This window comes from Mordavella massiliensis, from assembly GCF_016902415.1.
Taxonomy (GTDB): Bacteria; Bacillota; Clostridia; order Lachnospirales; family Lachnospiraceae; genus Merdimonas; species Merdimonas faecigallinarum.
This window is the reverse complement of record NZ_JACJLV010000115.1, coordinates 1-821: the sequence shown is the minus strand read 5'-3', so window position 1 is coordinate 821 and position 821 is coordinate 1. Positions and strand designations below refer to the sequence as shown.

The following is an 821-nucleotide window of genomic DNA, read 5'->3' as shown; positions in this document are numbered from 1 at the left end:
GATCAAGTTTGTTTTCTCTATATTGACGATTTAAAGAATTCTCATTATCCAAAAATACATTATATAAACAATTTTCCAATATCCTAATCTTATGTACATTGCTCATATAATCCAAAACAAATTTTGTATCCTCACCTAAACTTAAATTCAAATCAAATACTTTTCTAATTAAATGTTTTTTGTATAACTTATTACATGGTCCCAAATTAATCCTTCTTAATTTCCAGTAATTTTCTGGTGACTCATCCAAATTAACTATATTATTATCAAGATGAGGTGTACGCAACAATTTCCCTGATCGATAAATATTTAATCCGAATATTATCAAATCAATATTCTCAATATCTACATTCATTAAAAGAGAACAAGTTCCTGGATTAAGACTATCATCACTATCCACAAATATCACATAATCGCCCGTAGCAATTTCTAACCCTTTGTTTCTTGCCACCGATACTCCTTGATTATTCTGATGAACCAAAGTAATATTAGAATTTTTTTTCCTATATTCTTCAACGATATCATAGGTATTATCACTAGAACCATCATCTATTACAAGTATTTCTATATTTGAATAATCTTGATCAATCAAACTATCTAAACATCGCTTGATAGTTTTTTCTGCATTATATGCAGGGACAATTATACTTATTTTCTTCATATCATTATCACACCAAAAATTTTTTAATAACTTTTTCATATCGTACTTAAATACAACATAGATTTTTCAATTAATATATTCATTTTTTCATTAACACTTTGATAATCAATTTCATCATTTATATTGCATTTTCCCATACATCTATTAGTTACTCCAAGAA

The 821-nt window shown here is 26.4% G+C and carries 1 protein-coding gene; it reads right to left on the bottom strand.

The genetic code is table 11. The features are described from left to right. The coding region (locus H6A13_RS13030; RefSeq protein ID WP_204909953.1) for a glycosyltransferase family 2 protein at window positions 1-700 on the bottom strand (700 nt) is incomplete at its 3' end. Between the last annotated feature and the right edge of the window lie 121 nt (window positions 701-821).